This is a genomic window from Nocardia sp. JCM 38205, assembly GCF_058222935.1.
Map to the genome: position 1 here is coordinate 101,971 of NZ_JBYHFL010000005.1, position 26,048 is coordinate 128,018.

Genomic DNA, 26,048 nt, shown 5'->3' on the forward strand with positions numbered 1-26,048 from the left:
CGAGACCGGTACGGCTATCAGTGCGCGGCGGCGTCCCAGCTGCGGCCGGTGCCGACGGACACATCCAGCGGCACCGACAGGTCGATGGCCGCTGCCATCTCCCGCCTGGCCAGTTCCTCCAGGGCTTCCCGTTCACCGGTGGCGACCTCGAAGAGCAGTTCGTCGTGGATCTGCAGCAGCATCCGCGACTTCAGGCCCGCGTCCTGAATGGCCTTGTGCACGTTGATCATCGCGACCTTGATGATGTCGGCGGCGGTGCCCTGGATCGGCGCGTTCAGCGCCATCCGTTCGGCGGCCTCGCGGCGCTGACGGTTACTGGAATCCAGGTCGGGCAGATAGCGGCGGCGGCCGAACAGGGTCTGGGTGTAGCCGACCTTGCGGGCCTGTTCCACCACCTCGTGCAGGTAGTCGCGGATACCGCCGAACCGGGCGAAGTAGACCTCCATCTGGTCCTTGGCCTCCTGCGTGCTGATCTTCAGCTGCGCGGACAGGCCGTAGGAACTCAGACCGTAGGCCAGGCCGTAGGACATGGCCTTGATCCGGCGCCGCATCTCCGGATTCACCTCCGAGATCGGGATGTCGAAGGCCTTGGATGCGACGAAGGTGTGCAGATCCTCCCCGGAGTTGAAGGCCTCGATCAAGCCGGCGTCGCCGGACAGATGCGCCATGATCCGCATCTCGATCTGGCTGTAGTCGGCCGTCATCAGCGATTCGTAACCGGGGCCGACGACGAAGGTGTCGCGGATCTGGCGGCCGGTGTCGGTGCGGATGGGGATGTTCTGCAGGTTCGGCTCGGTGGAGGACAACCGGCCGGTGGCGGCGATGGTCTGGTTGAAGGTGGTGTGGATGCGGCCGTCGTCGGCGACGGACTTGAGCAGGCCGTCCACGGTGACCTTGAGCCGGGTGGCGTCGCGGTGGGCCAGCAGATGCGCAAGGAACGGATGCTCGGTCTTCTCGTAGAGCGATTCGAGCGCGTCGGCGTCGGTGGTGTAGCCGGTCTTGGTGCGCTTGGTCTTGGGCATGTCGAGCTCGTCGAACAGCACCACCTGCAACTGTTTGGGCGAGCCGAGGTTGATCTGCTTGCCGATCACGCCGTAGGCCGCCTCGGCGGCCTCGTTCACCTTGTCGGCGAACTGGCGTTGCAGCGTTTCCAGCTGGTCGACGTCGACGGCGATGCCCGCGTCTTCGAGCGTGGCCAGCACCTCCAGCAGCGGCAACTCCATCTCGCCGAGCAGTGCGGTGGATTCGATGTTCGCCAGCTCGCCGTCGAGGGCTTCGGCGAGATCGGCGACGGCGCGGGCGCGCAGCATCTCGGCCTTGGCGAGTTCGGTGTCGACGGCGTCTTCGTCGTCGAGCAGCGACAGCTGCGGGGTCTCGTCGGTTTCGGCGCGCAGCTCCCGGTGCAGGTAGCGCAGCGACAGATCGTCGAGGTTGAAGCTGCGCTGCCCCGGCCGCACCAGGTAGGCGGCCAGCGCGGTATCGCTGGTGAGCCCGGCCAGCGTCCACCCGCGCCCGCGCAGGGCGTGGATCGCGGACTTCGCCTCGTGCAAGGCTTTGGGACGCGCCGGATCGGCCAGCCAGGCGCCGAGGCGGGCTTCGTCCTCGGGCGTCATTCCGGTGACGTCGATATAGGCGCCCTCACCGTCGGCCGCGGCGATGGCGATCGCCTTGACGTCGCCGTGCGCCGGCGCACCGGAACCGACCACCGACACCCCGTGGCGCACCCCGGCCGGCGCGTGATCGGTGAGCCAATCGCCGACGCTGCCCGGCGCCAGCGACGAACCGCTGATCTCGAAACCGGACTCCGCCTCCGGACTGGGCGGTGCCAGCGTTTCGAACAGCCGGTCGCGCAGCACCCGGAATTCCAGGTCGTCGAAGAGCCGGTGGATGCGTTCACGGTCCCACGGCCCCTGAGCGAGCTGATCGGGGGTGTAGGGCAGCGGCACATCGCGCACCATCTCGGTGAGCTGACGATTGAGCACCACGCTGCTCAGGTTGGCGCGCAGCGCGTCGCCGACCTTGCCGCGCACCTCGTCGACCTTGTCGACCAGGGTGGCCAGATCACCGTATTCGCGGATCCACTTGGCGGCGGTCTTCTCCCCCACGCCGGGAATGCCGGGCAGGTTGTCGCTCGGGTCGCCGCGCAGCGCTGCGTAGTCCGGGTACTGCGCCGGGCTGAGACCGTATTTGGCCTGCACTTCCTCGGGGGTGAAGCGGGTGAGATCGGAGACGCCCTTGCGCGGGTACAGCACGGTGACGTCGTCGTTGACCAGCTGGATGGAATCACGGTCGCCGGTGACGATGAGCACCCGGTAACCCTGCGGCACCGCCTGGGTGGTGAGCGTGGCGATGACGTCGTCGGCCTCGTAGCCGTCGATGGCCATCACGGGGATGCCGAGCGCACCCAGCACCTCCTTGGTGAGCTCGACCTGGCCGCGGAACTCGTCCGGCGTGGTGGTGCGGTTGGCCTTGTATTCGGGGTAGGCCTCGGTGCGGAAGGTCTGGCGCGAGACGTCGAAGGCCGCCGCGATATGGGTGGGCTTCTCATCGCGCAGCAGGTTGATCAGCATGGCGGTGAACCCGTACACCGCGTTGGTGGTCTGGCCGGTGACGGTTTTGAAGTTCTCCGCCGGTAGCGCGTAGAAGGCGCGATAGGCCACCGAGTGGCCGTCGATCAGCAATAGCGTCGGCCGCTCCCCCGTGGCCGTCGCGGCGGCACTCGACGCGGTGCTCGGTGCCGTGCCGGATCCGGAAGAGGCAGAACGCGGGGCTGTCGTCGGTGAACTCACCCCCCAGAGTGTAGGGACAGCCACCGACAAGTCGAACCGCCGACACCCGGGCGCGCGCCACTCACCCGACACCCAGGTACGCCGACTTCACCGCCGGGTCGACCAGCAGGTCCGCACCGGTACCGGACTTGGTCACCGCACCGGTCTCCAGGATGTAGCCGCGATCGCTGCGTTTGAGCGCCTGCCTGGCGTTCTGCTCGACCAGCAGCACCGTGGTGCCCTGCTGGTTGATCTCGCTGATGATGCGGAAGATCTGCTGGATCACCATGGGCGCCAACCCCATCGAGGGTTCGTCGAGCAGCAGCAGGCGCGGGCGCGCCATCAGCGACCGGCCGATCGCCAGCATCTGCTGCTCGCCGCCGGAGAGCGTGCCGCCGACCTGTTTGCGCCGCTCTTGCAGCCGCGGAAACAGCTCGAACACCCGCTCCAGGGTCGCGGCGTAGTCGGCCTTCTGCTTGAAAGGCCGTGCGTAACAACCCATGTCCAGATTTTCCTGCACGGACATACCGGGGAAGATGCCGCGGCCCTCCGGTGCCTGGATCAACCCGGCCACGACCCGTTCGTGGGCTTTCATCCGGCTGATGTCGCGACCTTCGAAGACGATGCGGCCCTTGGTCAGCGGCAGCAGCCCCGACAGCGCGCGCATCGTCGTGGTCTTGCCCGCACCGTTGGCGCCGAGCAGGGTGACCAGTTCGCCTTCGGCCACGCGCAGCGAGATGCCGTGCAGCGCTCGGATTCTGCCGTAGTTGACGTAGATCTCGTCGACTTCGAGCATCGAAGTGGCTGTGCTCATGCGTCCTGTCCGTCCTCGTCGTCGGGCACACCGAGATAGGCGGCGATCACCGCCGGATCGGCCCGGATGTCGGCGGGCAGGCCATCGGCGATCTTGCGGCCGAATTCGAGGACGACGATCCGGTCGGTCACCCCCATCACCAGCCGCATGTCGTGCTCGATCAGCAGCACGGTGAACCCGTCGTCGCGGATCTTGCGGATCAGGTCCATCAACGCCGACTTCTCGCTCGGATTGAACCCCGCCGCCGGTTCGTCCAGGCACAGCAGCTTCGGTTCGGTGGCCAGCGCACGGGCGATCTCGAGGCGACGCTGATCGCCGTAGGACAGGTTGCGCGCCTTCTCCACCGCGCGCGGCGCGATACCGACGAATTCGAGCAACGCCATGCCGCGTTCGATGGCGTCGCGTTCCTCGCGCCGATGCCTGGCCGTGCGGAAGATCGCGCCTGGCACCGAGGTCTTGTGCCTGGCATCGGTGCCGACCACCACGTTCTCCAGGGCCGTCATCTCCCCGAACAGCCGCACGTTCTGGAAGGTGCGGGCGATGCCGAGGCGGGTGATGGCGTTGCGTTTGGTCTTGGTGAGCGGCTTGCCGTCGAAATACACCGTGCCCGCCGAGGGCCGGTACACGCCGGTGATGGCATTGAAGCAGGTGGTCTTGCCGGCACCGTTGGGGCCGATCAGGCCGAGGATCTCACCTCGGCGGATCTCGAAGCTGACGGCATCGAGTGCGGTCAGGCCGCCGAACTTCACGGTCAACCCCTCGGTGCGCAGCAGCGGCGCGCCGACCTCGGTCTCGATCTCGCGACGCGGAGCGACCGCCTCGGCGACCGCGGCCGCATCGGCCAGCGCCGGGTCGACGGCCTCGACGTCGACGGTGCCCGCCGACTCCACCTCCGGTTCCGGGGCATACCCCGCGGCCATATCTTCGTTGTCGAACAGTGCGTCGCCCGCGCCCGGCCCGGTCATCGCTTCGCTCCCACCGGTTCGGCCGTCATCGGTCTGCGCACCGCGAGATAGATCTGCCTGCCGTAGGCCAGCAGTTTCTGCCGCATCGGGAAAAGACCTTGTGGCCGCAGGATCATCATCACCACCAGCGCGATGCCGAAATACAGATACTTCAGGTCGCCGAGGGTCTGCGCGCCCTGCGGCCGGAACAGCAGCACGCTGCCGAGCAGGACCAGCCAGTACACCCCGAGCACCACCGTGACGGTGACGAACAGCCTGCGCGCCCACACGCCGCGCTCGTGCATCCACCGCTTCCACGCCAGCGCGAGTCCGGCGAACACCACCGCCAGCACGCCGAGCTGGATATAGCCCGCGGTTTCATCGGTGACCAGCTGCACCGACATCAACCGGTTGGGCAGGTACACGATCAGGAACGCCCCGATGATGACGCCGAGTTTGTTGCCCTGACCGCCGATCACCACCGCGCACAGGAACAGCATCGAGTTGATGATGTTGAATCCGGTCGGATTGATGAACTGCACCTGGCCCGCGTACAAGGCGCCGGACAATCCGCCGACGGCGGCGCCGATCATGAATGCCCACAGCTTGAATTTGAACGCCGGCACGCCCATGATCTCGGCCGCGTCCTCGTCTTCGCGGATCGCGACCCAGGCCCGGCCCACCCGGCTGCGTTCCAGGTTGCCGACGATGAGCAGCACCACGATCACGCAGATCATGCCGAGCCAGTACCACCAGGTGCCGGAGTTGGCGCGGTCGAGCAGGTTCGCGCTGTCGCCCGCACCGACATTGCCCGCCGAGAACACCCCGGTCGGTCGCTCCTCGGATTCGCCGACACGCGGGTAGGCGATGCCGGACAGGCCGAGGCTGCCGTTGGTCAGATCGCCGAGATTGTCGGCGAGCAGTCGCACGATCTCACCGAACCCGAGGGTGACGATGGCCAGGTAGTCACCGCGCAGCCGCAGGGTCGGCGAGCCGAGGATCAACCCGGACACCGCGGTCACCGCGATGGCCAGCGGCACACACGCCAGCCACGCCCAGTCGGAGTCGAGCCAGCCGCCGTCGGTCTGATTCCACGGGCTGTTCGGGCTGGTCAACAGGCCGACGGTGTAGGCGCCGACGGCGTAGAAGCCGACATATCCGAGGTCGAGCAGGCCCGCCTGCCCGACCACCACGTTCAACCCGATCGCGATCAGCGCGTACATCGCGAACTGAGCCATCACGCCGCCGAAACTGGTGCCGGGGGTGTCCAGCAGCGGCGGCGGGAACAGCGGAAGCAGGGCGAGCGCGATGATCGCCGGAACGCCGACCGCCCACTGTGCGGGCCGGCTCAGCCCCTCCCACCAGCCGCGTAACGCGTCGCCGACACCGTGCATCGGCCGCGGCGGCGGCTTCGGAGCCTCGATCGGCGTGGACTTCTCACTCATGCGCGGGCCCTCCCGAGACTCTCACCGAGGATGCCCGTCGGCCGGAACATCAGCACCAGCACCAGCACCACGAACGCCACCACGTCGCGCCATTCGGTGCCGAACAGGATCTGCCCGTAGTTCTCGGCCAGCCCGAGCAGCAGCCCGCCGAGCAAGGCGCCGCGAAGATTGCCGATGCCGCCGAGGACCGCCGCGCTGAAGGCCTTGATACCGAGCACGAAACCGCCGGAATAGATGATGCCGTTGGGAATCTTCAGCGCGTACAACAGCGCCGCCGCACCGGCCAGCACACCACCGATGAGGAACGTCAGCATGATGACCCGTTCCCGCGACACCCCCATCAGCGTGGCGGTATCCGGGTCCTGAGCCACCGCGCGGATGCCGCGCCCGAACTTGGTGCGGTTGATCAGCATCTCGGCTGCCGCGGCGAGCACCACCGCGGCCACCACGATCACGATCGTCACATTGGTGACGTCGGCGCCGCCGACACTGAACTGCACCGTCGGCTCGACCAGGATGATCGGTTGCTGGGCATTGGTGCCACCCAGATCCGGCCACAGTTTCGGCAGGATGAAATGCACGAATTCCTGGAGTACGAACGACATTCCGATCGCGGTGATCAAAAAGATCAATGGTTTGGCGCCGCGACGGCGCAACGGCCGATAGGCGACCCGCTCCAATCCCACCGCCGCCGCACCCGAGACCGCCATCCCGAACAGCATCGCCAAACCCAGATAGGTGACGGTGAGGATGACACCTTGGGAATACACATCACCGCTGGGCGAGAATCCCAGCAGCATCAACCCCACGTACTGCCCGAACATGCCGAGCATGAACACTTCCGAATGCGCGAAGTTGATCAACCGCAGCACGCCGTACACCAGCGTGTAGCCCACCGCCACCAGGGCGTAGATCGCGCCGTAGGACAGTCCGTCGACGGTCAGTCGCCAGAATTGATCGATCACCCCCTCGTAGTTGAAGTCGATCGAACCGTCGGCAAGCGGTAACGCGCCGACGTAAACGGTAGGAGTCATCCGTGCCTTGCCCTCATCGCTGTCGCCCCTGACGGATCGGCGCGTACCCCGACCCTCCGGCAGGGTCGTGGGGCACGCGCCGGTACCACTCCCGCTACTTGACCTCGTACACCCAGATCAGCGCGTTGGACAGTTCGCCGTCGGGGTTCCACTTGTACTGCCGGGCCAGGCCGGCGCCGTCATAGGAGCGGACGAATTCGAGCAGGTCGGGCCGGGTGAGCTTGCCCGAGTCGATGCCCTTGGCCAGGATGGTGGCCAGGTCATAGGCCTCCACCGAGTAGACGCCGGGGGCCTGGCCGTTGAGCGCCTCGTATTCGGAGGTGAATTCCTTCGGGGCCGGACCGCAGGGGCACGACAGCACCGCCCCCTTGGCCGAGCTACCGGCCTGAGAGACGAACTGCGGGTCGTTGCTGCCGTCGGCGGAAACGAAGGTGGCGTCCACGCCGCCGGACTTCAACTGCTTGGCCAGCGGTGCGGCCTCGGCGTAGTAGCCGGAGTAGAAGATCGCGTCCGGGTTCGCGCTGGCGATCTTGGTGACGGTGGCGGAGAAGTCCTTGTCACCCTCTTTGATACTGGCCGCGCACGCCGGATCGGCCACCGGGCCGAGTGCGGCGGTGACGCTGGCGGCGAGGCCGGTGCCGTAATCGGTGTTGTCCTGGACGACGCACACCTTCTTGTAGCCGGCGGTATTGATCATGTAATTGGCCACGGACGGGCCCTGCACGTCGTCGTTGGCCAGGCCGCGGAAGAAGCTGCGCCAGCCGTTCTGGGTGAGCGAGGCGTTGGTGGCCGAGGACGACACCGCCACCAGGCCCGCGTCGCTGAGGATCTGGCCGGTGGCCTTGGTCTCGCCGGAGAAGGCCGGGCCGACCAAGCCGATGACGGTGGGATCGTTGACGATCTGCGGGATGATCTGCGTGGCCTTTTGCGGGTTGCCCTCGGTGTCGAAGTCCTTCAACTCGATCTGGCAACCCGGATTGGCCTTGTTGTGCTGGTCGATCGCCAGCTTCGCGCCGTTGAGGATATTGATGCCGAGCGCGGCATTCGGTCCGGTCAGTGCGCCCGCCATGGCGATCGAGGTGTTCTCCGGGCAGGTCGCCGAACCGTCACCGGCGGGATCGGCGGCCGCGGCGGTGTCGGTGGACGGAACTTCCTTGCCCTGGGCGTCGATCTGCATCACCGGCTGAATGGACAGGCCCCCGGTGTCGGCGCCGGTGGCCTCCGAATCCCCCGTCGATTTATCGCTGCATCCGGTCAACACCAGGGCTACGGCCGCACCGGCCCCCAGCACTCGCACCGTACGGTTTCGCCACGTCGAACTAAGCACGATTCACCTCTGCGTTCCTGTGCTTCCCCCGGGCAACCGAGGAGGCCGACCACTCAGCCTGCGCAGAAACATAGCGTCGGCAGGTTAGATCCGCATCACATTCGGATCATGCAGATGACATCGTGTCGAATTCTTTTTCGCGATCATGTTTCCGCGATGTAAATCGCGTCGGGTATAAGGCCCGAGCGGCGGTCACTGCGGGGTCAGATTCTCCAGAACCACTTCCGCGACCGCCTTCATGGTGGTACGGCGATCCATCGCGGTGCGCTGAATCCATTTGAAGGCCTGCGGCTCCGACAGCCCCTGGGTCTGCATCAGCACGCCCTTGGCCCGCTCGACCAGCTTGCGGGTCTCCAGCCGCTCCGACAGGCTCGCGACCTCACCCTCGAGCGCGGTGATCTCATGGAACCGGCTCGCGGCCAACTCGATCGCGGGCACCAGATCCGACTTGGTGAACGGCTTCACCAGATAGGCCATCGCCCCGGCGTCGCGTGCCCGCTCGACCAGATCGCGCTGACTGAACGCGGTCAGGATCACCACCGGCGCAACACGTTTGGAGGCGATCTCGGCGGCCGCGTCGATTCCATCGCGGCGCGGCATCTTCACGTCCATGATCACCAGATCCGGCCGGTGCTCCACCGCCAGATCCACCGCCTGCTGGCCGTCGCCCGCCTCACCGACCACCTGATAGCCCTCTTCGGTGAGCATCTCGACCAGATCCATGCGAATCAAGGCCTCGTCCTCGGCGACGACGACACGCTTGGCCCCGGCGCCTGCCTTCGCGTCCGCGCCCGCAGTAGTGCTCATAGAAGACCCCTCTGGTTCGATGCTCGAGCCCCGACACGATCGACCGCGGCCAGAGCCGGACGAACCGGCCGACGACCCACCGTCACGCAATCGAGTGATGTAAAGAGTACCTTTCACCTCGGCATCGAACGCATATACCCAGCGCACACCCCCTACGTCACAACCGTGAGGCGACCGGTTGGGCGATTACCCCACTCACCCGCTATCATTTCCACCCGGTGCGCCGAGTTGGCGGAACTGGCAGACGCGACGGTCTCAAAAACCGTTGTCCTCACGGACGTGTGGGTTCGAGTCCCACACTCGGCACTCACATCCCTTCGCCCACCCCTGTTCGCGGAAAGCGCTCACCAACGGGGATGTTCGTCGTGTTCTCCGGGGGTGCAACCCCCAGACCCCGCCCGGCGGGCTCCGCCCCCGGACCCCCTCTTAGTGGCCCTTCCCGGCAGTGAGGGCCCCACCACGGCGAACCTGGGCTCCCGCGAGTTCTGGGCGCACCCGGTGAGTTACCCGGATACTGACGAAATCAGTCGTTGCGTCGGCCATGCGATGTAGTCGATCGCCGTCGCCGCGGCATTCAGCGATGCTCGGGCGCGGGCGAGGATGGTGCCGAGCGTTCACCCATACCGCTGCGATGCCTCCGGATGGTCGCCGGCGAAGGCGTTCCCACACCTCGCCCCCGTTGGCCATCAGCGACGTAGACGATCGTCTCGGCCAAGCCGCGGTATGCGTCGAGATCGGGGCTGCGGCCGCGAATCCGGCGATGGTGCCGTCGATTTCGGCGATCCATCGGTGGACGGGTAGCCACGCCTTGGCGACGGGTGCGCCGCTGGGAGATTCGGTGTGGAAGCCGGTATCGCCCGTGGCGATGCCGTCAGTGTGGATCTCGCGCACGGCTTCCCAATCGCTCTCGGTCATACGCCCGACGGTGATGTCGTCGGGGAAGACGGTGGGCTGCCCGATTCCGCCCGGATGCCGAAAGACGCCAGTAGGACAACCTGTGTCGACCGCAGAAGCGACGGGCCGAGTCAGGCCGGGCGTGGTGCGTACATGATGACCGCGACCCCGATCAGGCAGATGCCGGCACCGATCATGTCCCAGCGGTCGGGGCGGAAGCCGTCGAAGGCCATACCCCAAGCCAGCGATCCGGCGACGAATACCCCTCCGTAGGCGGCGAGGATGCGTCCGAAATTCGCATCGGGCTGCAACGTGGCGACGAAACCGTAGACGCCAAGCGCGATGACGCCCGCACCGATCCAGGCCCAGCCGCGGTGCTCGCGCACGCCCTGCCAGACCAACCAGGCTCCGCCGATTTCAGCGACAGCCGCCAAGACGAACAACAGCACCGAACGCGCAACAGTCACAGCCGGTCAGCCTAGGCGGCGGGCCGAGCGCCATGGACGTGCCGGATAGTCATCGACACTGCCGCCCCATGCCCGGACGAGAGGCCCTTGCCGACGGAGGTAGGACGTTGTTCCCTACTCGGCACGACCGCGGGGCCCTTCCCTCCGGTCTGTGAACGGCACCGGGCAATCAGGGCTTTCGCTGCATGCGAGCAGGTCATCGCAGCCGGCCGCCAGCGCCGCACGCAGGGTGTCACGCACAGCGGTCAGCTCCGGGCCCGGCCGGTGACCGGCGCGCACATCGGCGGCGAAGAACCGGTCGAACTCGGCGATCCGGATCGGGCGGTCAACCGCCCGCACAGTCCGGTCCTGCGATCCGCGCAACCGTTCACCGGAAGTTCGCTTGCCGACCATTTCGATAACTGTCAATATCGATGCATGTCTAAACCAGGGTTGCTCGCGGCGGACTGCGTGTGCGCGCCGATTGTGCGTGAACCAGTGGATGCCGAGACCGCTGCCGAGTTGGCGGTGGTGTTCAAGGCGCTGTCGGACCCGATGCGGCTGCGGCTGCTGAGCACGATCGCCTCCCGGCGCGACGGTGAGGCCTGCGTGTGCGACCTGTCCGAAGGGATCGATCTGAGCCAGCCGACGATCTCGCATCACCTGAAGGTGCTGCGTGAGGCCGGTCTGATCACCAGCGAACGCCGGGCGTCCTGGGTGTATTACCGCGTGGTTCCGCAAGCCTTGCAGCGACTGTCGGATGTGCTGCTCGTGGAAAGCGGCGCCGCGGAGGTACGCGCGTGAGCGTCACCACCGAGACACCGACCCCGGTGGTCGGCAAGCTGTCCACCCTCGACCGCTTCCTACCCCTGTGGATCGGCGCGGCCATGGTCGCCGGGCTGTTGCTCGGCCGGATGATTCCCGGCCTCGGCGATGCGCTGAGCGCAGTGGAGATCGACGGGATCTCGCTGCCGATCGCGCTCGGGCTGCTGATCATGATGTACCCGGTGCTGGCGAAGGTCCGCTACGACCGGCTCGACACCGTCACCGGAGATCGCAAACTGCTGCTCGGATCCCTGATCCTGAACTGGGTGCTCGGTCCGGCGCTGATGTTCGCGCTGGCCTGGCTGCTGCTGCCGGATCTGCCGGAATACCGGACCGGGTTGATCATCGTCGGGCTTGCCCGCTGTATCGCTATGGTCATCATCTGGAACGACCTCGCCTGCGGTGACCGGGAGGCCGCCGCGGTCCTCGTCGCGCTGAACTCGATCTTCCAGGTGATCATGTTCGCCGGGCTCGGCTGGTTCTATCTGTCGATCCTGCCCGGCTGGCTCGGCCTCGAACAGGCCACCATCGACGCGTCGCCATGGCAGATCGCGAAATCCGTGCTGATCTTCCTCGGCATCCCGCTGCTGGCCGGATTCCTCACCCGCCATTTCGGCGAGAAGGCCAAGGGCCGCGACTGGTACGAATCCACCCTGATCCCCCGCATCGGTCCGTGGGCACTGTACGGGCTGCTGTTCACGATCGTCATCTTGTTCGCGCTCCAGGGCGAGCAGATCACCTCCCGCCCGTTGGACGTGGTTCGCATCGCCGTCCCGCTGCTGGCCTACTTCGCGATCATGTGGGGCGGCGGCTACCTCCTCGGCGCCGTCATGGGCCTCGGTTACGAACGCACCACCACCCTCGCTTTCACCGCCGCGGGCAACAACTTCGAACTCGCCATCGCGGTCGCCATCGCCACCTACGGCGCCGCCTCCGGCCAAGCGCTCGCCGGCGTCGTCGGACCGCTCATCGAGGTCCCCGTCCTGGTCGGGCTCGTGTATGTGTCGCTGGCATTGCGCACACGGTTCCGCTCGGCCGGCAGGCCCACGTCGATTGCGGCGCACCCGCCAGCCGCACCCTGACAAACCGAACCCCCTCGCTGACCCGAAAGGCACACTCCCCCATGGCGAAAAAGCCCAGCGTCCTGTTCGTCTGCGTGCACAATGCAGGCCGCTCCCAGATGGCCGCCGGATTCCTCACCGCGCTGGCGGGAGACGACATCGAGGTCCGCTCGGCCGGCAGCGCCCCGGCCGATTCGATCAATCCCGCCGCGGTCGAGGCGATGGCCGAACTCGAAATCGACATCTCCGCGCAGACACCGAAGATCCTGACCCACGACGCCGTCGAAGCCTCCGATGTCGTCATCACCATGGGCTGCGGCGACACCTGCCCGGTGTTTCCCGGCACAAGTTACCGCGACTGGGTTCTCGAAGACCCGGCAGGCAAGGGCGTGGAATCGGTGCGCCCGATCCGCGACGAGATCAAGTCACGCGTGGAGGCACTCATCGTCGAACTGCTGCCCGCCCGCGCCTGACTGCCGAGGCAGCTCGACCTCTCTGCGCACCATCGAGGTATCCGAACCGGCACCGTTCTGCACATACCCGGAACCTGCGATCCCGATGTCGACCCGGCGCTGATCACATTCAGTCCCGACTTGGACCGAGTCCGCAGCAACGGTGGCGACATCCGTCGGGAACGAGACAGGTACGGCCAGCAAGCTCGGTCTCGCCGAAACGGCGACACCCCTACTCCACCAACTACTCGACACCTTCGGCATCGGCGTGCACCACATCGTCGATCTTGGTGACCGAGCGGTCCAGCTTCACCAGCGGCACACCCGCGAGCAGGGTCGGGATCACCGCGGAGAAACCGCGCAGCGAGCGCGGGTTATCGGTGTAGAGCTCGATCATTTCCTGGGTCATCCCCGCGCCGTGGGCTTCTTCGCACACGGCCGCGATCTGGGCTTCGGTCATTTCGGGCTTCCCGGCGTAACCGACCCGCACCGCATCGGTGACGCCGGCGGTGGCCGATACCTTGAACCGATGCGTTCGCCCCGCTCGATCGCGTCGCGTTCGGCCACCACCTCGTAGGCCACGTCGCCGACGCTGCGCAGCGTGGTGACACCGCTGTTCAGCTGGGTCGCGATATTGCGTCGGGTCCGGCCGGCGAGCATGCGCCTGCCCAGCGGCCCGCGCAGAAACCACATCGTCAACGGTTCGAGCGACTTGTTGGCGTGGATCGAGGGCAGTGGCCTGCCGTCAGGGCCGCCGCTTTGATCACCAGCCGGATGGTAGCCCGGCCGGATGCCATTGCGGGCCGATACGCCCCCGCTGGATTCCACCGGGAGAACCGAATCCGATGCCGGGAACGCCGCTGCGGTTATCGTCGATCCATGGCAGTTGGCGTGCGGGAAGTAGCCGTATTCGAGGATTTCCGGCCTCGCTTGGAGGCGATCGCGTACCGGCTACTCGGGTCGGCCGGCGACGCCGAGGACGCGGTGCAGGACACGTTCGTGCGCTGGCACGCCGCCGATCATGACGCGGTGGAAACACCACAGGCGTGGCTGACCAAGGTGCTCACCAACGTCTGTCTCAACCAGCTCACCTCGGCGCGGGCGCGCCGTGAAGCCTATGTCGGCCAGTGGCTGCCCGAGCCGGTCTTGGCAGGCGACCGGATGGCGGGTCCGGCCGATACGGTCGAGCAGCGCGAATCGGTGTCGATCGCCATGCTCACGCTCATGGAAAAGCTCTCGGCCAGAGAGCGCGTCGTCTACGTGCTGCGTGAGGCATTCGGTTACCCGCACAGCGAGATCGCCGAGATCCTGGAGATCACCGAGGCCAACTGCACACAGATCTACCGGCGTGCCAAACAGCACCTGGCCAACGGCAAGACGCGCCGGGAGGTCGACGAGATCGCCGCGCGGAAGGTTGTCGAGGAGTTTCTCACCGCTTCGCTCAGCGGCGATATCGACGCGCTGGTGCGGATGCTCGCCGACGACGCGATCAGCATCGGCGATGGTGGCGGCATCGTCTTCTCGCTGCCGGAGCCGGTGACCGGTGCGCTGCGGGTGGCGCGGTTCTTGCGCCGTCTCTTCGAACCCAGCGAGGGCAAATGGGCCATGATCGGAGGCCGCGCCGACATCTTCGCCGGGATGGCCAACGGCATGCCCGCGCTGGTGATCACCGTCGGCGAGCGCATCGTCGGCATCATCAGCCTGGAGCTGACGACCGACGGTATCGCTGCCGTCCACACCCAGGGCAATCCCACCAAGCTCGAACGCGCGACCCGGCATTGGGCGGCAGCTGGGCACGCCGAACCCCTCACCCAGGGTTGGTGATGTAGCTCACAGTCTGCTTCCTGTCAGATTTCGCGCTGCTGTCCGGTTCAGGTACCGAACACCACCGCCAGACAGGAGCAAGACCATGAAGCACCGCATCGTCGTCCTCGGCGCCGGCTACGCCGGAGCCAACGCCGCCGGCCGCCTCGCCCGGCGGCTGCACCCCGCCGACGTCGACATCACCCTCGTCAACGCCGACTCCGAGTTCGTCGAGCGGATCCGCATGCATCAGGTCGCGACCGGTCAGCGGCTTCGCCGCCGTTCGCTGACCGATGTGTTCGCCGGTACCGGTGTGCGCGTGCTGGTGGCGCGGGTCCAAGCGGTCGACGCCGACCGCAAGACCGTCACCCTCGCCGATGCCGACGGCGATCGCGCCATGACCTACGACACCCTCGTCTACGCCCTCGGCAGCGCCGTAGCACACGGCGGCGTGCCCGGAGTAGCCGAATACGCGCTCGATATCGCCGGTAAGCAATCGGCGCTGCGGGTGCGCGATCGGCTGGCAGGCCTCGACGCGGGAGCGACCGTGCTGATCGCCGGTGGCGGGCTCACCGGCATCGAAGCCGCCTCCGAAATCGCCGACGCCCGACCGGATCTCGAGGTCGCCATCGCTGTGCGTGGCCGCCTCGGCGAGTGGCTGAGCGAGAAGGCACGGCAACACCTGCACACGGCGTTCGCCGGACTCGTTATCACCGTGCACGAGCACACCGACATCACGCGGGTCGAGCGTGACGGCGTGGTCGCCGTCGACGGGCGAACGATCCGATCGCAGCTCACGGTCTGGACAGCCGGATTCGCCGCGCACCCGATCGCCGCGGCCTCGACCCTCGAGGTGTCCGGCAGCAGGCAGATCGTTGTCGACGACACGATGCGGTCGATATCGCACCCGGATGTCTACGCCGTCGGGGACGCCGCGCTCGCATCCGGTAAGAACGGTGTGCCGCTGCGCATGTCCTGCGCGTCGGGAGTCCCGTCGGCTCAGTACGCCGCCGACGTCATCGCTGCCCGCTTGGCGGGCCGCGCGGTGCCGCGCAACGAGATCAGTTACTCCGCCCAGTGCATCAGCCTCGGCAGGCGTGACGGCATCGTGCAGTGGGTCACCCCGGACGACCGGCCCAAATCCTCCGCGGTGACCGGCCGATCGGCCGCGCGACTCAAGGAGTTCATCTGCAAGAGCGCTGTCTGGAGCACCTCACACCCGACCTCCATGATGCCGTCGCGCCGCCGCCGCGTCACCGCCATGGCGTAATAGCCAGGCCGCCGCTACCGCTATCGACACCGCCGCGCGGACCGTCACCCTCGACAGCGGGGCCACCCTGCACTACGACACGCTCGTCTACGCCCTCGGCAGCACCACCGACACCGGCATCGTCCCCGGCGCGGCCGAGCACGCCTGGACGCTCGACGACCCCCGCCTGGCCCGCGACTTCTCGAAGCGGCTGGCGGAGACCGCGGCCGCCGCCGGCACGGTCACCGTTTGCGGCGGCGGCCTCACCGGGATCGAGGCCGCCGCCGAAATCGCCGAAGCGCACCCTGGGGTGACCGTCAACCTGATCAGCGCCACCGAGCCCGGGGCGATGATGGGCGACAAGGCTCGCCGCTACATGAATCGCGTCCTGGACGAGCTGGGTGTGGTGCGCACCGTCGGAACGAAGGTCACCAAGGTGCTTCCCGATGCGGTGCACCTCGACAACGGCGACACCATTGCCTCGGACCTCATCCTGTGGACCACCGGAGTAAAGGTGGCTCCGCTCGCCGCGCGGGCCGGAATCGCGACCGACGCGCGCGGGCTGATCGTCACCGATGCGACCCTGCGCTCGATATCGCACCCCGACATTCACGCCATCGGTGACGCCGCGCTGGTCCGTCAAGCGTGGGGGCAGTTGCACGGCACGTGCCAAAGCGGGGTTGTCACCGCCGATTACACCGCTTCGGTCATCGACCAGCTGCTGCGCGGCAAGCCGGTGAGGCCTACAAGGAGCAGGTCAGCAGCACCCCGCCGCTCGCCGCCAAGCTCAGCCGCCACGTCAAACTGCCGGTGCAGCTGTCGAAGGGCGGCCGCGCGACTCGCAAGACGCCGTGAGGCGCAAGTATCGCGTATCGCGGTCGATCGCACGTCCGCCTCGAGACACGGCCGGATCACGACGTGAGGCGTGTCCGTGACGGGGTGTGGTGACCGCGATGGCGGGTACCGCTACAGCAGGTCAGCGATCTGCCCGGGCAAATCGGTGATCGAGAGTGCACCGGTTCAGGCCATGACGCCGGTGCACTCGTCACAACCGCCCGCGGGGATATCCGCTTCCCGGGCGGAGCGCGGCCGTGGGGTTCGTGCCGCGCTGACCCGGGCGGGGTCAGCGGTCGGGGCGGCTCGGCGGGATCGCCTGGTCGATGAGGTCGACGGTGGCGCGGGGGTCGTCGACCTGGATGATCAGGCGGGCGTAGCGTTCGTCGCGCAGTTCGATGACGACGGCGCGGCTCGCGTCGCGGACGTCCCAGAACACCCGCTCACCCCCGGTGTAGAAGGTTCCGGCGGTGATGACGCCGGGCAGGTAGGTGCCGGGGGCGCGAATGCCCTTGGACTCCTTCACCACTCCGGGGTCGACGGTCGCGCCGCGGACGTTGGCCAGCGGAATCTCCAGGCGGCTCTTCAGGGCCCAGAGTTTGCTCAGGCCCTCCATCTCGACGACCAGAGTTCTCTCGCGAATCGCTACCTTGGCCAACGTCATTCCTCTCGATCACGCTCGGACGGATGGGATAGGAGGCTTCCGCTCGCCCTGGCCCGCAGGCGCAGACCGAGGACCGTCGCCGACAGCGCGGCGGTGTCACCGGTGGGGGTGGCACCGTCCGACACAGCCGCGTCGAGCGCATCCAGGGCGGCGGCGATCTCGCGAGCGACGTCCGGATCGACCGGTGCACGCTCGACCGCCGCCAGCAACAGAAAGTCCAGATCGGCTGCCGCCGGCAAAGTTTCGCGCAGGTTCGGCTCGTCGCCGACCCGTGCGAGCACTGGACGCAGCCGGTGCTCGACGTACCACCGCAGCGCGGCCAGATACAGGCCTCGCTTGCTTCCGAACACCTTGTACAGGCTGTTGCGATGGACGCCGAGCCGGTTCACCAGATCGTCCACCGACACACCGTCATAGGCCCGCTCGGCGAACAACCTCGCCGCCGCGGCGATCACCTCATCCTCGTCGAAACCCCGCGGCCTTCCCATGACCACAGCATGCCAGTTGAGGAACGATCGGTCAAGAACGATCGTTCCTCAACCGCGTGGGCCGCCGCTGACCGGTGAGTTACGGCTCGGCCGGCGCGGTGGCAGCAACGGCCGGGACTCCGGAATCCGGCAGCCCCACGTAATCAGGTAGCTCGACTCCATTGATGGCGCGCTCGACCAACTCGGCGAACCACTCCCCGGTGAAATCGGGGCCCGGCTCACCATCGGTCCCGGTGACGTCGCGGCTGCGAGCGTTCAATCGGGCGATCTCCTGATTGGCCTCGACGAACGAGCGCATCCGCGCCTCGTAGCGGGCGAAACCGATCTCCGGATCCCATCCGGCAGCAGCCAACTCGCCGGCCAGCACGTAGGCGCCGACCAGCGCCAGCCCGGTGCCCTGGCCCGACATCGGCGAGGAACTGAACGCGGCGTCGCCGAGCAGCCCCACCCGCCCACGTGACCAGCGATCCATGACCACTTGGGCGACCTGGTCGAGATAGAAGTCCGGGGCATCGTCCAGGTGCGCGAGGATGCGCGGGGTCAACCAGCCGAAGCCGTTCATCCGCTCACGCAGCAGCCGCTTCTGCGCATCGATATCGCGGTAATCGACGTCGACGTCGGCCGCGGGAAAGGAGAACATCGCCATCGCCCGGGTGGCGTCCCGGATCGGCCGCAGCCCGGCCGAGCGCCCGGCCTCCTGATACTCGAGCAGCCAGGTATCGAGCCCGAACTCATTGGGGACGCTGAAGAAGGCCAGCACATGGCCGAGGTGGCGGACGAACTGCTGTCCTCGTAGAGCACCTGCGACAAGTCACCGCGCAGGATCTCGATCTCCGCGATGAAGCCGTCGCCGCCGTCGTCGTCCACGCGGAAGGTCTCCAGCACGTTCCCGTCCGCGTCCACGGTGTGTGCGCCGACGGTCTGGGTGCAGGCCGCGCGAACCGCGGAGTCCAGCCCCATCCGCCGGATGACGTCCTTGGTCACACCACGCGCGTCCACGGCCTGGCCACCGGGGCGCAGTTCGGCGGCTCGTTCCACCACGGTCACCGCGGCACCACGACGGTGCAGCCAGTGGGCCAGCGCCGGCCCCGCTATGCTCGCCCCCGCCACCAACACTCTGACACCGCTCACCGCGCCTCCCACCTGCCCCGCCGGATCATCGTCCGGATCGATTGGTTCCGACACACCGCAATCGGTGCATCCAGAGGTACCGACGGCGGACACGCGAGGAATTCATCGGTGATGACGGCACCGATGACGGACGCCGTCATTTCCGCAGGCGCGGCACACAGCGCAGCCGCCCGAGCCGGCTCATGTCGACCGAGCCTCGATATCGACGCGCATGAGCGCGATGCGTTCGGACCCCACCGAGTCCGAGCAGCATCATCCCCGTGACTGCCCGGCGGCGAGGCCACTCAACAGAGCGCGTGCCACGGCGGCGGCTTCGGCGCGGCCCTTCTCGACGTCGTCGGATTCGGCGATGGTCAGTGACATCTCGGTCAGCGCGCCGTACAGCGCGCTCGCCACCAATTCCGGCGGGTGCGGCTGGATCACGCCGGCGTCGAGCAGGGTGCGCGCGCCCTCGAGCACCAGGTTGTTCAGGTGACGCCGGTCCACTTCCCGCCAGCGCCGCCAGCCCAGTGCGATCGGAGCTTGCAGCAGCACGATATGGCGGTAATCGGGTTCCACACAGACGTCGAGGAATGCCTCCAGACCGCGATCGACACGTTCGGCCGGGTCCGTCGCGGAGTCGATGGCAGCTCTGATGCGTTGCGCTGCACGGACTTCCAGTTCATCGACGACTGCCTCGAACAACCCCTTCTTGCCGTCGAAGTGGTGATACAGCGCACCCCGGGTCAATCCGGCGGTACGCACGAGCTCCTCGGCGGACAGATCGGTGTATTCCCGCACCGCGAACAATCGCGCGGCGGTATCGAGTAGTGCCCGGCGAGTGTCCTCGATGTGCTTGTCACGCAGCGACGCCATACAGTACGTTTACCACATACACGCTGTATGTCAGATACGCGGTGCATGATTCTGGAGGATCGAGATGGACAAGTCAGTGGATGTCGTCGTCATCGGTGCGGGCATCGCCGGCCTCGTCGCCGCCCGCGATCTGGTGCGCGCGGGCCACGAGGTGCTGGTACTGGAGGCGCGGGACCGGGTGGGCGGGCGGCTGCTCAACGCCGAGTTGCCCGGTGGCGCGCCCATCGAAGTCGGCGGCCAGTGGGTCGGCCCGACGCAGCATGCGGCGATGGCATTGATCACCGAACTGGGCTTGCAGACGCATCCGACGCACACCGCCGGCCGCCACATCGCCGAACTGGACACGGTCCGCTCCGAATACACCGGCCGGATTCCCGCGCTGAACCCCCTGGCCCTGGCCGACATCGCGCAGACACAGTGGCGGCTGGACCGCATCGGGCGCCAGGTGTCGCGCATCGAACCCTGGCGGGCGCGACGAGCCGAGGCGCTGGATGCGCAGACCTTCGACACCTGGTTGCGCCGCGCCACCCACACCGCGACAGGCCGGGCATTCTTCCGGGTGATCACCGAGGCGGTGTTCGCCACCGAACCGGCGGACATGTCGGCACTGTGGGCGAGCTTCTATCTCGGCGCGGGCGGCGGGGTCGATGCGATGATCGGCGTCGCAGGCGGCGCCCAGCAGGATCGGGTGGTCGGTGGGACCCAGATGATCGCGCTGACGCTGGCCGGCCGGCTGGGCGACCGGGTAGTGCTGAACAGTCCGGTGACCGAGATCGACTGGGACGAGGCCGGTGTGCGGGTCCGGGCCGGCGGTGCCGTGGTGCGAGCGCGGCGCGCGGTGATCGCGGTGCCGCCGCCACTGGCCGCGCGCATCCGCTTCTCCCCCGCCCTGCCGGGCGACCGCGACCAGCTCGTCCAGCGGATGCCGATGGGCCGCGTCATCAAAGTCAACGTCGTCTACGACGAACCGTTCTGGCGCGCTGACGGATTGAGCGGCCAGGCCGTCAGCGACCGGCGGCCACTCGGGACGGTGTTCGACAACACCCCGCCGGACGGATCACCCGGGGTGATCGTCGGTTTCCTGGAGGGCCGCCACGCCGACGCGGGCTCACGATTGGATCCTGCCGACCGTCGCGCGCTCGTCGTCGACGACCTGGTCGGCTACTTCGGCCCGCGGGCCCGCACACCGATCGACTATATCGAAAAGGATTGGGCCGAAGAGGAATACAGCCGCGGCTGCTACGGCGCGTTCACCGCGCCCGGCACCCTCACCCGCTTCGGGCACGCCCTGCGACCCGCGATCGGCCCACTGCACTGGGCGGGCACCGAAACAGCCACCCGCTGGGCGGGTTACATCGACGGCGCCGCCGAATCCGGTCACCGTGTGGCGCGCGAGATCGATCCTCGGTGATGCTCTGTCCTTCCTGGACGGTCTGGCGCCCCTACTCGGCCTGGCGGTCGATCCGGTCGAGGTAGCGCCGCCGGACGTCGTCGTCGACGCCGTTGATGGCCGCGTCGTCGTGGAACAGCTTGCGGGCGGTCAGGAAGACACGCTCGGGGATGAAGGGGACGGTTTTCGTCGCGAAGCCGACGTAGGAGGGGACGGCGATTTCCGCCGCGCGGGTTTTCACGGACCCGACGATCGCGGCGGCGATGTCCTCGGGGTCGACGGCGGGCAGTACGCCGAGGTCGATGCCCGAGCTCAACTCGGTACGCACCGCGCTGGGTAGCACTGCCGTCACACTGACGCCGGTATCGGCCATTTCCAGTCGCACCGCGGCGGTCAGGCCGACCGCGGCGAACTTACTGGCGTTGTAGACCGCAAGGCCCTTGAGCGGAAATTTTCCGGCCAGCGACGCGACGTTGACGACGTGGCCCCGGCCGCGCTCCACCATGGCGGGGAGCACCAGGCGCATGCCGGTGATGACGCCGTGGACGTTGACGTCCATCATCCTCCGGTCGATCCGCTCGGTCCCCTCCAGGAAGGCCCCGTTCGGCATGATCCCGGCGTTGTTCACCAGGACGTCGACGGGCCGGTCGTGTGTCCGCTCGGCGGCGGTGACGAACTCGGCGAACGAATCCGGGTCGGTGACGTCGAGGTGGTGCGCGCTCACGCCGGCACCGAGCTGCGCGGCCGCCTCCTGAGCGAGGCCGGCGTCGATATCACCGATCGCCACCCGTGCGCGCCGGGCCAGGAACGCCTGCGCGGTCGCCAGCCCGATGCCGCGGGCGCCGCCGGTGATGAGGACGAGAGCGCCCGCGAGGTCGATCGTGGGATAGCGGCTCATCTTGCGATCTCCTGACTGCTCACGCGGCGGTTCCGCGCCGTTCGGCGAGGGCGGTGCATGGTGGCCGGGACGGCGGCGCGTGCGGCCGCCAGGGTCGCCGTGCGCCTGCGGACATCCATGAAGTTGGGGCCCATGACATCGAGTTCGGCGTGGCCGGGCTCGACGCGGACGACGGCGACACCGGCGCGGCGGAGGAGTTCGACCTCCCGGTTCAGCCGCTGGGTCATCGCATGCCGCATGAGCCGTTCCAACCGCGACAAACCGCGGGCGGGTGCGCCGCCGTGTGAGGTCATCGGGGCGATCACGACGACCTCGTCGACGTCGGCGTCGAGCAGCAGATCCGCGGACGCGGTGGAGCACGCGCCGCCGTCGATCAGGTCGCGGCCGCCGATCCGGACCGGTGGAAACCATCCGGGGATGGCCCACGAGGCGGCGATCGCCTCGCCGAGTGACGCCGACGGTGCGCCCGGTGCGCCGAGGGTGACGCGCTCGCCGGTGCGTACGTCGGTGGTGCCGATCCACAGCGCCGGATGGTCCACCCAGCCCGCGTCGTTGCTCAGGGCGGCGCCGAGCGTGCGCAGCCACGAGGCGTCGCCGCGGCCACGGGGCAGCAGGCCCGCCGCGGCCACCAGTGGTGGCGCGTCCCCGGTGACGAGCCGGGCTGTCATGCCGAAGCCGGGCCAGCGGGGAGCCGGCAGCGGCGGCAGCATTCCCGGGTGGTAGGCGAGGTGCTCGCGCAGCCGGGCATCGGTGGCGCGGCCGTCCAGGGCGTCGTTGATCTCGCGGACGCTGATCCCCGCGCCGAGGATCGCCCCCATTTCGGCGCCGGCCGAGGCACCGACGATAGCGACGGCCTCGCGCGCATCCCAGTCCATGGCTCGTTCGACGGCCGCCAGTGCGGCCGCCGACCAGGCGAATCCCAGTGTCCCGCCGCACCCGAGTGCGAGTCCGCGGCGGGTCATCGACCGCCGCCGCGGAATGAAATGTCGTGAACGGAACCGTGCGTCATGAACGGAACGGTATGTCATTTCGAGGGGCCGGGCAACGAGCACACGACGATTCCGCCGATGCCGGCCATCCGAGCGCACACCCGGCGGTTCGAACCACGACCGGCTCCGCTGCGTATGCCACTACGACGTCGTGGAGGTTACGCATGCGGGTGAACAGGGCGACGGTGGATCTGTCGGGGTATCCGGACCTCGTGGTGATCTACCTGGGGATGCGGGTACGCAGGCCGCGCGGAATGCTGCGGCTGCTCGGGGTGGGCCCGAAGCTGTATCGATCTCATCGGGATCGGCCCGACGGGCTGCTGTCCCACGAAGACGTCATCTGGTCACTGTTCCCGCCGCACTGGGGTGCGCGCCAGTACTGGCGTGATCTCGACAGCCTGGAGCGATGGACCCGATCGGCGCCGCACCGCGACTGGTGGCAGCAATTCCTGCGGGATTCCGGCGGCACCGGCTTCTGGCACGAGGCCTACTTCCTGCGCGGCGGCATCGACGCCATGTACGACGACATGAGCACCACCACCGGACTCAGCCGATTCGCCCCGGTCCGGGCCAGCCGCGGCCGCATGTTCTCCACCCGCGGCCGCGTACACGGCGAACCCGCGGCATATCCACCGGTGGTGACCGAAACCGATTACTATCCGGGCGATTCCGTAGGATAGGAACGGATTCGCCGGCATCGCGCAATACTCGCGACACACCCGAACTCGAATGGACATCGCGCGGCGATTGTGTACGGGACGCTAAGCGCAGATGAATATGTGGCCGAGCGAGTGTGATTTTGCACTTTTCGTACTTCTGGTCGGTAATCGGGCGATTTACCGTATCCGCATGCACGTCCTGTTCGTCTGCAATGGCAATGTGTGCCGTTCGGTCATCGCCGAACGGCTCGCCCGCGCCATCGCGATCGAACACGGCCTCACCGGGCTCACCGCGGAAAGCGCCGGAACCCGCGCGCTGGTCGGTTTCCCGGTCGAGCCGCTGGCCGCGCAGACCATCGCGGGCCTGGGCGCCGACCCGGACAACTTCCGGGCCCGCAAACTCAAACCCGAGCACATCGACCGCGCGGATCTGGTGCTGGCCATGACCGAACAGATCCGAGATCAGGCCGCCGCCATGGCTTTCGGGGCCGCGGCGCGCACCTTCACCCTGCTCGAGGCGCACCGCATCGCCAAGGTCACCGGCGCGCGCACCGTCGCCGAATTGCACCGGGCCCGCAATGATCTGTCGCTGGTCGGCCGGGAGAATATCGCCGACCCGGTCGGCCTGTCCGAACCCGCCTACTGCGCCGTCGGCGACCGCATCGCCGAAGCCCTGCTGCCGCTGCTGCTGGCCCTCGACACCGGCGCACCGCAGCCCGAAGATGCCGAGCATCCGGGGCTTGTTCTGCAACCGGCGCACGGCCCCGCTCCGCTGGCAACGTTTCTGGCCGCTCAGCGCACGGGCTGGTATGCCTGACGCCCGCGCGGTTACGGACTACACTCCCGCGAAAAGACCTCCGCCGTCGACGTTTAGACCCGGTGGCGCCCTCCGCACACACGACAGGAATCAGACATGCCGAAACGCATTTCGGATGTTTCGCTCCATGTTTATGTGACACCGGAAAACCTCGAACGCATCGTCGATGCCGTGCGAACGGCCCTCGACGACCACCTACAAGACCGCGATGTGTTCGCCTGGCGGTTCACCCTGCCCGCCGCGCCCGACGATCCCTTGCATCGGGAATTCGAAAACAGCTGGCGCACAGCCCATTCCGGTGCCGCGCCGGAAGGGCACGGCACCTACGAAATCGCACTGAGCCTGGTGGGCGATCCCACCGAATTGACCGATGCCGACATGGTGGCGCTCCAGAACCGTCTGCGCGCCGGCCTCGACAGCGTCACCACCGCCGATACCCCGCTGACGATCCGCGCCCACCAGCGCACCGACGTCGACCTCTACCCCACCATCGAACGGATCTGAGCCGCGCAGGCGCCCGGCACCCGGGCGCCTGCCGGCACGATCAGCGGCGGGCCGGGAAGTGGCGGATCAGCCCTTCCTGCACCGTGGTCGCGAGCAGTTCGCCGCTGCGGGAGTAGAAGCGGCCGGTGGCCAGGCCGCGCGAGCCCGCCGCCACCGGGGATTCGGTCGCGTAGAGCGCCCAGTCGTCGAAGCGGAACGGGCGGTGGAACCAGATGGAATGGTTCACCGTCGCCGCGACGATGCGATCCAGGCCCCAGGACAGACCATGGGTGGTGATGATCGAATCGAGCACCGTGGTGTCGGAGGAGTAGCCGAGGGTCGCGACGTGGATCAGCGGATCGTCGGGCAGGATGCCGTCGGCGCGCATCCAGACCCGGTTGTGGTTGAGCCGCTCACCGGTGCCCTTGAGGATCCAGGCCGGATCGTTGGTGTAGCGCATATCGATCGGATGCGGGGCGTTGACGAACATCTCCAGCTTGTCCTCCAAGCCTTCGAAGCTCTCCTCCACCCGCGGCAACGTCTCCGGATCCGGGACCTTCGGCTGCTCGTGGGCATGCTCGAGGCCCTTGCCCCAGTCCTGGAAGGCGGCGAGCATGACGAACAGTTCCTGCCCGTCCTGGCTGGCGGTGACGGTCCGGTTGGCGAACGAGCGACCGTCGCGGTGGCGGTCCACCCGGTATTCGATCGGCTTCTTCACATCGCCGCCGCGCACGAAATGCGCGTTGACAGCGTGCACCGGACGGTCGCCGACCGTCCGGCCCGCGGCCATGATCGCCTGCGACACCAGCTGCCCGCCGAACGTGCGGCTCCACACCTTCTCCGGGTGCTGACCGACGAACACGTCCTCGTCGACCTGTTCCAGATCCAGCAGATCCAGCAGTACGTCCAGATCGGTACGCTGCGCCCGCGTCACATCGACGCCGACGGAGTCGTCAAGCGAAACGCTCACT

28 protein-coding genes, 1 tRNA gene and 1 pseudogene are annotated in these 26,048 nt (G+C 67.7%); 11 read left to right on the top strand and 19 right to left on the bottom strand.

Annotated elements, in window-relative coordinates; translation table 11 throughout:
- Positions 1–17 precede the first annotated feature (17 nt).
- From polA to AC4HOU_RS19355, 7 genes are all read right to left on the bottom strand, one after another.
- Complete coding sequence (gene polA, locus AC4HOU_RS19325; protein ID WP_163813743.1) at positions 18–2,789, bottom strand: DNA polymerase I; 2,772 nt, start codon at positions 2,787–2,789, stop codon at positions 18–20.
- A gap of 61 nt (positions 2,790–2,850) precedes the next feature.
- A complete protein-coding gene (locus AC4HOU_RS19330) occupies positions 2,851–3,582 on the bottom strand; it encodes an ABC transporter ATP-binding protein (RefSeq protein ID WP_228807136.1) in 732 nt (243 codons plus the stop codon).
- Positions 3,579–4,547 (bottom strand): ABC transporter ATP-binding protein, encoded by a 969-nt coding sequence (locus AC4HOU_RS19335; protein WP_163813742.1) that lies wholly within the window; start codon positions 4,545–4,547, stop codon positions 3,579–3,581. Before AC4HOU_RS19335 ends, AC4HOU_RS19330 begins: the two co-directional genes overlap by 4 nt.
- The gene (locus tag AC4HOU_RS19340) at positions 4,544–5,971 is read right to left on the bottom strand and encodes a branched-chain amino acid ABC transporter permease (protein ID WP_490724879.1); all 1,428 of its coding nucleotides are present in this window, start codon (positions 5,969–5,971) and stop codon (positions 4,544–4,546) included. Before AC4HOU_RS19340 ends, AC4HOU_RS19335 begins: the two co-directional genes overlap by 4 nt.
- Positions 5,968–7,005, bottom strand: coding sequence for a branched-chain amino acid ABC transporter permease (locus AC4HOU_RS19345; protein ID WP_163813740.1), 1,038 nt, complete (start codon positions 7,003–7,005; stop codon positions 5,968–5,970). The genes AC4HOU_RS19340 and AC4HOU_RS19345 overlap by 4 nt, the downstream gene beginning before the upstream one ends.
- 94 nt (positions 7,006–7,099) lie before the next feature.
- Positions 7,100–8,296, bottom strand: coding sequence for a branched-chain amino acid ABC transporter substrate-binding protein (locus AC4HOU_RS19350; RefSeq protein ID WP_490725064.1), 1,197 nt, complete (start codon positions 8,294–8,296; stop codon positions 7,100–7,102).
- A gap of 228 nt (positions 8,297–8,524) precedes the next feature.
- Positions 8,525–9,139, bottom strand: a complete 615-nt coding sequence (locus AC4HOU_RS19355) for an ANTAR domain-containing response regulator (RefSeq protein WP_014350328.1) — start codon at positions 9,137–9,139, stop codon at positions 8,525–8,527.
- A 222-nt stretch (positions 9,140–9,361) separates the two neighbouring features.
- Here AC4HOU_RS19355 and AC4HOU_RS19360 point away from each other — a divergent pair.
- Positions 9,362–9,445, top strand: a tRNA-Leu gene (locus tag AC4HOU_RS19360).
- Positions 9,446–10,164: 719 nt separating this feature from the next.
- Here AC4HOU_RS19360 and AC4HOU_RS19365 read toward each other — a convergent pair.
- Entirely contained in the window at positions 10,165–10,500 is a 336-nt protein-coding gene (locus AC4HOU_RS19365; protein WP_163816290.1) for a YnfA family protein, read from the bottom strand.
- Between the two features lie 114 nt (positions 10,501–10,614).
- Positions 10,615–10,893, bottom strand: coding sequence for a hypothetical protein (locus AC4HOU_RS19370; protein WP_490724880.1), 279 nt, complete (start codon positions 10,891–10,893; stop codon positions 10,615–10,617).
- 24 nt (positions 10,894–10,917) lie between these two features.
- Here AC4HOU_RS19370 and AC4HOU_RS19375 point away from each other — a divergent pair, with 24 nt between their 5' ends.
- From AC4HOU_RS19375 to AC4HOU_RS19385, 3 genes are read left to right on the top strand one after another with little or no spacing between them, the layout of a single operon-like run.
- A complete protein-coding gene (locus AC4HOU_RS19375; RefSeq protein WP_163816288.1) occupies positions 10,918–11,283 on the top strand; it encodes an ArsR/SmtB family transcription factor in 366 nt (121 codons plus the stop codon).
- The gene (gene arsB, locus AC4HOU_RS19380) at positions 11,280–12,386 is read left to right on the top strand and encodes an ACR3 family arsenite efflux transporter (protein WP_195007306.1); all 1,107 of its coding nucleotides are present in this window, start codon (positions 11,280–11,282) and stop codon (positions 12,384–12,386) included. Before AC4HOU_RS19375 ends, arsB begins: the two co-directional genes overlap by 4 nt.
- A 41-nt stretch (positions 12,387–12,427) precedes the next feature.
- Positions 12,428–12,838, top strand: coding sequence for an arsenate reductase ArsC (locus tag AC4HOU_RS19385; RefSeq protein ID WP_490724881.1), 411 nt, complete (start codon positions 12,428–12,430; stop codon positions 12,836–12,838).
- Positions 12,839–13,061: 223 nt separating this feature from the next.
- On the opposite strand, the gene AC4HOU_RS19390 is transcribed toward AC4HOU_RS19385, so the two are convergent.
- Entirely contained in the window at positions 13,062–13,277 is a 216-nt protein-coding gene (locus tag AC4HOU_RS19390) for a hypothetical protein (protein WP_163816282.1), read from the bottom strand.
- Positions 13,274–13,645 carry a hypothetical protein gene (locus AC4HOU_RS19395; RefSeq protein WP_280211741.1) on the bottom strand — a complete coding sequence of 124 codons (372 nt, stop codon included), beginning with the start codon at positions 13,643–13,645 and terminating at the stop codon, positions 13,274–13,276. Before AC4HOU_RS19395 ends, AC4HOU_RS19390 begins: the two co-directional genes overlap by 4 nt.
- A 51-nt stretch (positions 13,646–13,696) precedes the next feature.
- Between AC4HOU_RS19395 and sigJ the strand changes: the two genes are divergently transcribed.
- The 3 genes from sigJ to AC4HOU_RS19410 all read left to right on the top strand — a co-directional run bounded on the left by sigJ (position 13,697) and on the right by AC4HOU_RS19410 (position 16,791).
- Positions 13,697–14,641: an RNA polymerase sigma factor SigJ gene (gene sigJ, locus AC4HOU_RS19400; protein ID WP_490724882.1), complete on the top strand. Its 945-nt coding sequence runs from the start codon at positions 13,697–13,699 to the stop codon at positions 14,639–14,641.
- 85 nt (positions 14,642–14,726) lie between these two features.
- Entirely contained in the window at positions 14,727–15,890 is a 1,164-nt protein-coding gene (locus AC4HOU_RS19405; protein WP_490724883.1) for an NAD(P)/FAD-dependent oxidoreductase, read from the top strand.
- A 67-nt stretch (positions 15,891–15,957) separates the two neighbouring features.
- Complete coding sequence (locus AC4HOU_RS19410) at positions 15,958–16,791, top strand: NAD(P)/FAD-dependent oxidoreductase (protein WP_490725065.1); 834 nt, start codon at positions 15,958–15,960, stop codon at positions 16,789–16,791.
- Between the two features lie 201 nt (positions 16,792–16,992).
- On the opposite strand, the gene AC4HOU_RS19415 is transcribed toward AC4HOU_RS19410, so the two are convergent.
- From AC4HOU_RS19415 to AC4HOU_RS19435, 5 genes and pseudogenes are all read right to left on the bottom strand, one after another.
- The gene (locus AC4HOU_RS19415; protein WP_175585992.1) at positions 16,993–17,367 is read right to left on the bottom strand and encodes a hypothetical protein; all 375 of its coding nucleotides are present in this window, start codon (positions 17,365–17,367) and stop codon (positions 16,993–16,995) included.
- Complete coding sequence (locus AC4HOU_RS19420) at positions 17,364–17,855, bottom strand: TetR/AcrR family transcriptional regulator (RefSeq protein ID WP_490724884.1); 492 nt, start codon at positions 17,853–17,855, stop codon at positions 17,364–17,366. Before AC4HOU_RS19420 ends, AC4HOU_RS19415 begins: the two co-directional genes overlap by 4 nt.
- Positions 17,856–17,934: 79 nt before the next feature.
- The gene (locus AC4HOU_RS19425) at positions 17,935–18,615 is read right to left on the bottom strand and encodes an FAD-dependent monooxygenase (protein WP_490724885.1); all 681 of its coding nucleotides are present in this window, start codon (positions 18,613–18,615) and stop codon (positions 17,935–17,937) included.
- A gap of 203 nt (positions 18,616–18,818) precedes the next feature.
- Positions 18,819–19,079: pseudogene (locus AC4HOU_RS19430) on the bottom strand (NAD-binding protein); the annotation flags it as partial.
- Between the two features lie 159 nt (positions 19,080–19,238).
- Positions 19,239–19,841, bottom strand: a complete 603-nt coding sequence (locus AC4HOU_RS19435) for a TetR/AcrR family transcriptional regulator (protein ID WP_490724886.1) — start codon at positions 19,839–19,841, stop codon at positions 19,239–19,241.
- A 64-nt stretch (positions 19,842–19,905) separates the two neighbouring features.
- Between AC4HOU_RS19435 and AC4HOU_RS19440 the strand changes: the two genes are divergently transcribed.
- Entirely contained in the window at positions 19,906–21,252 is a 1,347-nt protein-coding gene (locus AC4HOU_RS19440; RefSeq protein ID WP_195021004.1) for a flavin monoamine oxidase family protein, read from the top strand.
- A 31-nt stretch (positions 21,253–21,283) separates the two neighbouring features.
- Here AC4HOU_RS19440 and AC4HOU_RS19445 read toward each other — a convergent pair whose 3' ends face one another.
- On the bottom strand, positions 21,284–22,129 hold the full coding sequence (locus AC4HOU_RS19445) for an SDR family oxidoreductase (protein ID WP_194992632.1): 846 nt from the start codon (positions 22,127–22,129) through the stop codon (positions 21,284–21,286).
- Positions 22,126–23,091, bottom strand: coding sequence for a patatin-like phospholipase family protein (locus AC4HOU_RS19450; protein WP_195021005.1), 966 nt, complete (start codon positions 23,089–23,091; stop codon positions 22,126–22,128). The genes AC4HOU_RS19445 and AC4HOU_RS19450 overlap by 4 nt, the downstream gene beginning before the upstream one ends.
- Positions 23,092–23,282: 191 nt before the next feature.
- On the opposite strand from AC4HOU_RS19450, the gene AC4HOU_RS19455 reads away from it, so the two are divergent.
- From AC4HOU_RS19455 to AC4HOU_RS19465, 3 genes are all read left to right on the top strand, one after another.
- On the top strand, positions 23,283–23,798 hold the full coding sequence (locus tag AC4HOU_RS19455) for a monooxygenase family protein (RefSeq protein ID WP_163816265.1): 516 nt from the start codon (positions 23,283–23,285) through the stop codon (positions 23,796–23,798).
- A 169-nt stretch (positions 23,799–23,967) separates the two neighbouring features.
- Entirely contained in the window at positions 23,968–24,594 is a 627-nt protein-coding gene (locus AC4HOU_RS19460; protein ID WP_163816263.1) for an arsenate reductase/protein-tyrosine-phosphatase family protein, read from the top strand.
- Between the two features lie 96 nt (positions 24,595–24,690).
- Positions 24,691–25,098, top strand: a complete 408-nt coding sequence (locus tag AC4HOU_RS19465) for a hypothetical protein (RefSeq protein WP_163816261.1) — start codon at positions 24,691–24,693, stop codon at positions 25,096–25,098.
- 40 nt (positions 25,099–25,138) lie between these two features.
- Here AC4HOU_RS19465 and AC4HOU_RS19470 read toward each other — a convergent pair whose 3' ends face one another.
- Positions 25,139–26,047 carry an acyl-CoA thioesterase gene (locus tag AC4HOU_RS19470; protein ID WP_375139421.1) on the bottom strand — a complete coding sequence of 303 codons (909 nt, stop codon included), beginning with the start codon at positions 26,045–26,047 and terminating at the stop codon, positions 25,139–25,141.
- Position 26,048: the final 1 nt, after the last annotated feature.